This window comes from Nostoc sp. (genome assembly GCF_036919595.1).
Classification (GTDB): Bacteria; Cyanobacteriota; Cyanobacteriia; order Cyanobacteriales; family Nostocaceae; genus Nostoc.
On sequence record NZ_JBALCO010000135.1, the window covers coordinates 41,036 to 49,475 of the forward strand.

The 8,440-nt window shown below is 41.8% G+C and carries 6 protein-coding genes; 2 read left to right on the forward strand and 4 right to left on the reverse strand.

Going from position 1 to position 8,440, the window contains the following annotated elements; translation table 11 throughout:
- Positions 1-271: 271 nt before the first annotated feature.
- The 3 genes from V7K21_RS20485 to hetZ all read right to left on the reverse strand — a co-directional run bounded on the left by V7K21_RS20485 (position 272) and on the right by hetZ (position 5,047).
- Positions 272-2,563 carry a transglutaminase TgpA family protein gene (locus tag V7K21_RS20485; protein WP_335177080.1) on the reverse strand — a complete coding sequence of 764 codons (2,292 nt, stop codon included), beginning with the start codon at positions 2,561-2,563 and terminating at the stop codon, positions 272-274.
- A gap of 314 nt (positions 2,564-2,877) precedes the next feature.
- Positions 2,878-3,849 (reverse strand): PatU, encoded by a 972-nt coding sequence (locus V7K21_RS20490; protein ID WP_335177081.1) that lies wholly within the window; start codon positions 3,847-3,849, stop codon positions 2,878-2,880.
- Positions 3,842-5,047 (reverse strand): heterocyst differentiation protein HetZ, encoded by a 1,206-nt coding sequence (gene hetZ, locus V7K21_RS20495; protein ID WP_273768474.1) that lies wholly within the window; start codon positions 5,045-5,047, stop codon positions 3,842-3,844. Before hetZ ends, V7K21_RS20490 begins: the two co-directional genes overlap by 8 nt.
- A 205-nt stretch (positions 5,048-5,252) precedes the next feature.
- Between hetZ and V7K21_RS20500 the strand changes: the two genes are divergently transcribed.
- Positions 5,253-5,726 (forward strand): hypothetical protein, encoded by a 474-nt coding sequence (locus V7K21_RS20500; RefSeq protein WP_334723704.1) that lies wholly within the window; start codon positions 5,253-5,255, stop codon positions 5,724-5,726.
- A gap of 303 nt (positions 5,727-6,029) precedes the next feature.
- Here the strand turns inward: V7K21_RS20500 and sds are convergent, their stop codons facing one another.
- A complete protein-coding gene (gene sds, locus V7K21_RS20505; protein WP_335177082.1) occupies positions 6,030-7,001 on the reverse strand; it encodes a solanesyl diphosphate synthase in 972 nt (323 codons plus the stop codon).
- Between the two features lie 948 nt (positions 7,002-7,949).
- Here sds and V7K21_RS20510 point away from each other — a divergent pair.
- Complete coding sequence (locus V7K21_RS20510) at positions 7,950-8,147, forward strand: hypothetical protein (RefSeq protein WP_335177083.1); 198 nt, start codon at positions 7,950-7,952, stop codon at positions 8,145-8,147.
- Positions 8,148-8,440: the final 293 nt, after the last annotated feature.

The following is an 8,440-nucleotide window of genomic DNA, read 5'->3' on the forward strand; positions in this document are numbered from 1 at the left end:
TGCGAACAATTTTATACCTTTAAGTGAGGTTGTAAGGATTTAAGTCTTAATCGAACTTGGCTTTGCCAGGAATAGCATAAACTCAAAACACTGTAGAAACATACCTTAATCACAAAGAATAGTTAGCTGAATATCTACAGCAACCTTTGTCCTGTGTTCAACCTGATTTGATTCTTATTCGTTCTCGCTTGCTGGCTCAACAACAATCTTAAGCTTATGTTGAGCCAAGAAGCGATAAAAAGTTTGTGAGTAATTTATACGAAGTCTTGAACTACTTAGCAGTCTTTTTCAGCTCTTGCCATCTTTGCCGCAGTCGCTTCAAGTTAGGCGTATGACCACCATAACGCCAGCCAACATAGGCTTGGCTAATCTCATCTATTACCTCAGCAGTTGCTGGGGCATGATGCTGGTATGATCCTCTAGCATACTCTAAAGGTGTTTGTGCTGGATGCTTACCTAAACCTTTTTGGCTTGTCCATTGCAGCATTTGTTGATAAAGGCTTTCCATTGCTGGCAATTTCTTTAACCATCGACGTTTGCGCCACTCTCGCCACTGACCCCATCCCAGCCAACCGAAGAAAGCTGCTGTAGTTGCCAAGATTAAGCCAGTCAATATACCAAACCAACCTTGAGAGAATAAAGCTAAAAACCAAGCGATCGCTCTAATCACCCACCTAAATATTGTCTCAAATACATTATTCAACAAACCTGTCACCGGAGAAGGTAACCATCCAGCAACCCAGTGCCACAACTGGCGCAAGACACTAAAAGTCTGAGTATCTTCTACTGATGGAGGTATAAGGGGATGATTGGGAATGGGATCAAAAGCAAACCAGCCATATTTGGGAAAATATACTTCCGTCATCGCATAAGCGTCAGTATTACGGACAACATATAGCCCTGTAAATGGATTAAATTCTCCTGGACTAAACCCTGCCACTAACCGTGCTGGGATACCAATAGAACGTAGCATTACCGTGAGAACTGTTGAGAAGTGGTCTGGATAACCGCCTTTATATTTGAATAAAAAAGCTTCTACTAAGTCATCTTTTTCTCCCAAATAAGGCAAATCTAAGGGATTTTGGGGAATAGAATAGTGTTGCTTCAGGTATTGAGCTAAGTAGAGAGCCTTTTCATAAGGTGAATCCAAACTTTTAAAAGACTTTGATACTCCTTCTTGATTGTAGTTAGCGAGAATCTCTTCGGTACGTTGTCGGACTTTTTTGGCAATTTCGGGAGGAATTTGGAGATAATGCTTCTTAATCTGTTGCGGATATTTAGTAGAAGCTTGACCTAACAAAGTGCGATTGCGGTATGGTACTCCAGAAATTACTGTATAGGTGAATCCTTCTGATAATTCCACAGGCGATCGCAATCCATTTTCTGTATCAACCGCGATTATTGGTGTCGGAAAATAAATCTCTTTAGGATAAGCCATCGCCGGAATTAGGTTAGGCAAATCCGCCACCACTGTATAAGTTTGTACTATCTCTTGGGTTTTACCTCTAATCAGAGGTTGGTTCAGGAAAATTTGGTAAGACCAAGGCGATCGCTTCATGGTCATAACATCTTCGTTACGAGAAACTTCCCATCCCTTACCTGTATAACGGTCAAATCCTAGCACTCGCCAAAAACCCTCAGCTTGCGATCGCACCCGCATCACAACTTTAGGTTTCATCTCGCCCCGCAGGTTTTGGTTAATCTGACTATTAAAACCGTAATAAAAGTTATTATCTACTTTCCCTGGTTGACCAGTTTGATTTTGTCCCGTACCACTACCTTGATTATTACCTTTACCTTGGCGGGCATAACCGGGATTGATAATACTACGACCTGTAAAATTGCTTTTTAACTCGATAGGAGAACTTACAGGAAAATTCCGTAATTGATAGCCAGGGAATCGGGGTAAAAGTGTAAAAATTGCCAGCCCCAGACCGACAATTAGCAAAAAATTCAAAATTAAAAATTTAAAATTAAGAGTTGAGGAATTCTGATTGAGTTTTTCCTTTTGAGCTTTTAATGGCTGCAAACCCAAGCGTGAGCGATAATCTAATACTAAAGTTGGCAGAGCGATCGCTAAAAATAACAGCAACACAGGTGCAAATGCTAAAGTTTGACTTAACGTTGCCGCCACACCCAATAAAATCAGTCCTATGACAATCGAATAGCCCAAATTTTTCCGGCGGGGTGTATCAAAGCTGTGCAACACCTGGAGTTGAATTAATAACTCCGCCAAACCCAACCGCGTATCATTCAACTCTCCCACTAACCGCCCAAAGAAAGCACCCAGTGCTACTAACATTCCGATAGCGATGCAAAACTTAACTGCAACATTGGCATCACGGCGACAATAGTAGCTCCAAATCCCACCCAATACACTTAAGGGTAATGCCCAAAAACTGAATGAAGTCTCGGCGGCGATATCCGTCGCCACAATTCCCAAAAGAACCAATGCTAGCACTAGCACCCGTAGGGAAATTGAATCTTCCACTTCTATCAAAGGCGACCCCTGCATATTTTGCCGCCAGAAATTACCTACAGGGAGACGCCAAAACCGATTCATCCTGGATAAGTTAAACATTTGAGTCTAAGCGAAGCAATGATGTAGATGCAACGGACACAATCGGGGGGATGAAATTGGCTACCCTACTACTGTGTCAAAGAAATAATTGATAGCGGAAGATGCGGCCAGAGACGTAAAGACACGGAGAAATTATCAAATACTTTCTCCGTGTCTTTGTATCTTTGTAATAACTGCTTCTCGTAGACACCCTAATGACCACTTGTTGAAAAATAGGATAAGCTTCAAAACCAAGAAAATCCTCTTAATATATATCGGTGTTGATCGACCTAGTGTGCTAGCGCTGGCAATTTAAACTAAATCGTGGGACTAATCATGAACAACAATGGCTGTTGGTCTATTTCTGGAAACTCAACTTCTAGGGTATAAGTTGGGTTAAGTTGTTCGCAGCCTAACTCTACACTTAAGTATCCCGAAGTCGAAGATGTTGCCATTGCTAATGTGCCACTTCCGCGAAGTGTCAAAGTTCCTTTAACAGGTAACTCAGCCTGAACAAGTAACCTTGTAATACCTACAGACTGATACTCTACTCTAATGTTCAAATTACCGACACTAGTTAGCCATTGTCTTTCTACCACTGGACTGGTTGCTGAAAGTGGTAGAGTCAGATTTTCCAGCAGTTGTTTAGCTGCTAGCAACGACAAAGCCATCTGTTGACGTGGTTGTAAATCTGAGTAATCGCTCTGAATATTGGGTATTGTCTCCAGAGTATTTACAGACCGATAGGTGCTTCTTAGCACCAATCCAGCTATGTCGTTTAATGCTTGAGATTCGTTGGGAAAAAAGTTCTCCACCACTTGAACTAATTTTGCCCCCAGAGGCACTGAAGATGTCACCAACGCCTGACATTGTTCTAGCAATTGCCGGAAAACTTTCTCCGGCAAGGGACGTGGCAGATTCAGCTTCGACTGTTGTACCATCCACCCCCAGGTAGGAACGAGCGTCATTGACGGCTCATCAACAAAATCGGGATAGTCGATTAATTGTGTTTCCCAGGGAAACAAAGGTGGGTGGTCTTGGACTTGGATTTGTAACCGACGCTTAAGGACGGCTTGGAAACGATCTTGCACAGTAGGAATTTCTCCCAATTGAAAGGCCTGGGGCGTTCCTCCCAATTTTGGCTCACTGCTTTTTGAAGCAGTGGCTTCCTTGAGGAGGTTTTCTACCCCGTCATTTTCCTCACATACCGATTGCTCGTTATTTTTGACATCATCTGTCAATAACCAATCGAGACACTGATGTTGTAAGGATTCTGAGTCACTATTCATGAGTAGATGCACCTGATCCGGACACTAATGAGTTACGAATTTCCCAAGCTTGCTCAAGAATCTTAAACCATCGTTTTTGAAGTTGTGCCATTGACAGCCCTAAAGTTTTTGCTATTTTTTCATCGGCTTGTCCTTGTTGCTTCAACTCTAGTAAAGACCGTTGCTTATTGTCCAGCTGTGCTGTGTATACTTGCCATTGCTGGGGAGTTAAGCCCAAATTGGTGTGCAAAGAAGCTTCCAGCCACTCGTGAACTAATTCCCATCGGTGTAACAAAGCAAACCGAATCAAATGATACTTAAAGCGCTGCTGCAAGTAATCTCTCTGACGAGGGGTTAAACCTAAAATCGACTCAATTTCCTGTGCTGATAAATCCTGGAGGCGGAGGGAAAAGTAATCAGCGCAGTCAGATTGTTGCCGTTGTTCGAGGTAATTCATTAATTCTGTAACCACAACAGAGCGCAAGGTATCTTCTTCGGGTTCAGGTTCGGCTTGCGTTGCCATTGTGGAGCGCAATTGCTGCACTGCTGGCTCTTCCCAAGAACCATCGGCTTCACTATTGCTGCCTTCTGCGGCTTGTTCTATATCTACGCTGGTTTCTGGGGGCTGCTGTTGGGAAAAAGTTTGCGCCCGCAGGATAATTAGCTGCTGCTGACGGCCTGGTAAGGGAATGCGTCGCTTGCCGTAGCGCTCGGTAAATGCCATGTACTCGGACAATTCTAGAAGCGTCTGAGGGCGATAAGTGGGACCAAGTTGATTTTCTCGCCGGAAAGCGTTTAATGCCTCCAGATAAAAACTTTGTAAGAAATCTTCAATTATAGTCAGCCGCCCTTGATAACTCAATTGCTTCTGAGGAGGATTAATGTATCGATAAATAATTGCACTCAGAGTGCTGTGTAATTCTACCCTGCCCCGATTTGAACCCAACTGATAATATCTGAGACACTGTTGTAGCCGATGCCGAGCTAGGGTCATCGCCGAGCTTTCTACAGAGCCAGAAGCTTGGATACGTTTGCTTTCATGGCAAATTCGATATACTTCGGTGGTAATACGTGTTGCTACATCGTGGCAATTCTGTTCCGAAGCTTTGGTTGACTGCTGAAACTCCCTGGACAGGAGTTGAAAGATCACCTCCACGCCTTTAGAATTTTCTCCCAGAATAGTTACAGATGGAATAGTTGCGGTTGCGGCTGAATTCATAGTCTCGGTTTTCAAAAGACCCTAACTTACTTAAATACAACCTGTATGACTGTGGGTATTGGTTTTTTCCGTTTTACGTATAAGCTAAACGCAGACCAATCCTACATTTAGGATGTGGCTGATTTTATTATTCCCAACTTTGATGGGATTGTTCACACTTTGATAGATGTTATTGCCATTACCCAGGAGCCGTATACAAGTCATTATGGATTTAGAAGCACAAATTCAATTGCTGATTGACAATGCGCCCCGCGATGGGATGACACCACATCTTGTTGCAGCAATTGCTCCTGCCCTTAGAGCGATCGCTCAAAAATTACGTTACTCCCAATACTATATTCTCCAAAATTCAGAGGCAAGCTGGGTTTTAACTACATTGAGCAATCGTGCTAATCCAGGATTGGAAAAGCGTGTGATTTACGCTTTTCCTACCATACAGGATGTCTCTCTAATTTCCCCTGCTGGGCTTGACCCTCAAATGCTAGCTAAAATTATTCCTGTCACCCATATTTTGTTCCAATTGGTGGCATTGGAACCCGTAGATAGTATCGTTTTTTTGGAAACGCCGGGTAAGACCACTCATACCGTTGAAATTCGGCGAGCTGACCTAGAAAAACTCATGCAACAACAGTTGCGACAACAGCGATCGCCTAAACAGATACCCCCTGATATTGCATAGAAAAATTTGGGATGTTGGATTGTTTCTATACAATCCAACATCCCAAATTTTAAATCTCAAATTCGTTTGAAAAAGTTTATGATGGAGAAAAATTAATGCTAGTTACTACCCTTTTAGTCTTTTAAACAACCAGCCGAGCAGCTTAATTTTCCCTTTAATCTAAAATTGGTTAACAAACAGTTATCAGTGAACATTTTTTAAATTTGAGTTTACCGTTGAGCCAGATTCCCCCACCTAAAAACAGGTGAAAGGTTTAACTTAGGGTCTAAATTCTCATTTTGTACCTGTTAACTGATAACTGATTTAATAGAGGCGACTAAGTGTGTACTCAGCTATGTTAATCAATGCCTGATGGGATTCTGAGTGTGGGAGAACTGCAAGATGTTCAATTGCTAACTTAGCATGATGAGCAGCTAACTCTCGCGCCTGTTGTATACCTTGACTATCTTGAATTAGTTCCAATGCTTGCTCTAAATCCCCTTCTTGAGCAAACTCTCTCTCAATCAGCACTTCCAAGGATGGTTTTTCTGCTAATGCAAATAAAACGGGTGCAGTCAGATTACCACTTTTGAGATCCGACCCCACTGGTTTACCCAAGGTATCTGTTGTACTGGTGAAATCTAGAATGTCGTCAACAATTTGAAATGCTATCCCAAAATGACGACCGTAGCTATATATATGTTCAACAGTTTCTCCGGGGACTTCACTCAGTAACCCAGCGGCTTTAGAACTGTTGGCGATTAACGAAGCTGTTTTGTAATAACTCTTCTGGAGGTAAGTTTCAATAGAGATCCCAGTATCAAAACGATTCAGTCCTTGCTGAATCTCCCCAGTAGCCAGATCCATAATGACTTCTGAGAGGAGTTTCACCACTTCCAAATTGTCTAAGTTTGCTAAATACCAGGACGATTGAGCAAAAAGAAAATCTCCTGCTAATATGGCAATGCGATTACCGAACAAACTATGAACGGTAGGAACGCCTCGCCGCACGTCTGATTCATCTACCACATCGTCATGTACCAAGCTTGCTGTGTGAATCATTTCTGTAATCTCAGCTAGGCGGCGGTGACGCGGCGTAATGTCTTGATCTAACATTGTTGCCCGCGATATTAGCAGGACGATTGCTGGTCTGATACGCTTTCCCCCAGCTCCGAATAAATGTTCGGCTGCTGCAAACAGAATGGGGTGACGATTTCCAACTAGCTGTTTTAGGTTATCTGCTAGTAGTCGCAGGTCTGCTTCCACAGGGGTAAACATGGAGGTGGCTGGGGTCATGGATGGGCGGACTCTGACTTAGGTTACGAAAGTTTACATATCCTCTACTCATTTTAAGATAACCCTGTGCCAGCGCAAAGTTTTCATAAAGTAATCCCATATTCATGAGTCTATCGGTGATAATTTAGATTATTCATGCATTTGTCAATAAGCGATTATGCTTAATTTGTGGAAATTTAGGTTTTAAACTAACTTAGAACCGGAATTATCAGTATATGGGAATAAATATCAGCTTAAATTGTATTAAGTAGTTTAGCAGTACATGTTTACCGCCACAGGTCAAAAGACAATTTAAGCAATATTACTTATTGACAAAATTAATGTAGTTAAAAATTGTTCCCAATAGGTAAGAAGAAATCTTTTCAGGACTGAAGTGTCGCTATTCAAAAAATTTGAAATTTAGCACTCAAGTGGGCTTAAAATTCAGGGTGATTGTGTTAGGCTAAAATATAGGAATTTTAAATTTTTCAGATATTTACACCCCAAAAGTAAGTCACCTACTAGTTGATTTTACTGGCTTGGTGATGTGAGTCTAAAATAATCAGTCGTAGCCTAGATTAAGGGAATAATTCCTTTGATTTTTCCTACAAATCCGCGAAACTCCTGGTTTGGAGCTATGCGATATCCCTTAGGGAAGCCGCTACACGTCTTCAGCGCAGGTTGAGGTCAAGCATTGCTCATTTAGCAGCAGTGTGAGCAAAAAGAACGCAGCTCAAGTAGATCGCAAAGAATCGTAGTTTTAGATTGCTAAAGGGCAATCTAACTGTTGTGGGATCTATGGTCTGCGAAAAGTCGCATTAGATAATAAATTCTTTGTCCGTAAAGAATTTATTATCTATAGCTAATTTTACCATAGGAAACTATAGCCATCAAGAATGCATTTGGTTGGCTGAGGTTCTACTAATTTTGTGGAATTTTATATTCGTTTAGAAAGGTGCTGGTAGAACAATGATTTACGGAAGTGTACCTATGATGATTTTTATTTTAGCGTCTGGATATTTGTTCACAGTCTACCTGTTATTAGCACTGGCAAAGCGAACGGGTGCAAAGACTGTTCTTACAAGTCTCCATTCATCTGCCGAAGGAAAACACAAGCAGGAGATATCAGTAAGGACAAAGGTGACTCAAGCAGTTAATAGTCAGTAGTTAGGAGTCAGGAGTTAGCAGTATATTAATTCAAAACTTTTTAACTCCTAATACCGATTACCTAAGCAATCGGACAGAATTAATTACACAATGTCATTGCCAATGGAGCGAACTTCAACTCTACCATACGCTTTGCGAACAAAGAAGCAAGTTACGCAAAGCGTCTGATAGAGTTGCACAAATGTTGCAATCGCAAGAACTATACGCCTTATGTGAATTAAGCCACAGGATGCTGTTCAAAAGTAAGAACATCAATACCAAAACGCTGGCGCAGAAAAATACGCAGAGTATGA

Coding starts and splice junctions, on each gene's coding strand:
- V7K21_RS20485 (WP_335177080.1), bottom strand. CDS start 2,563: ATGAATCGGTTTTGGCGTCTCCCTGTAGGTAATTTCTGGCGGCAAAAT.
- V7K21_RS20510 (WP_335177083.1), top strand. CDS start 7,950: ATGATTTACGGAAGTGTACCTATGATGATTTTTATTTTAGCGTCTGGA.
- hetZ (WP_273768474.1), bottom strand. CDS start 5,047: ATGAATTCAGCCGCAACCGCAACTATTCCATCTGTAACTATTCTGGGA.
- sds (WP_335177082.1), bottom strand. CDS start 7,001: ATGACCCCAGCCACCTCCATGTTTACCCCTGTGGAAGCAGACCTGCGA.
- V7K21_RS20500 (WP_334723704.1), top strand. CDS start 5,253: ATGGATTTAGAAGCACAAATTCAATTGCTGATTGACAATGCGCCCCGC.
- V7K21_RS20490 (WP_335177081.1), bottom strand. CDS start 3,849: ATGAATAGTGACTCAGAATCCTTACAACATCAGTGTCTCGATTGGTTA.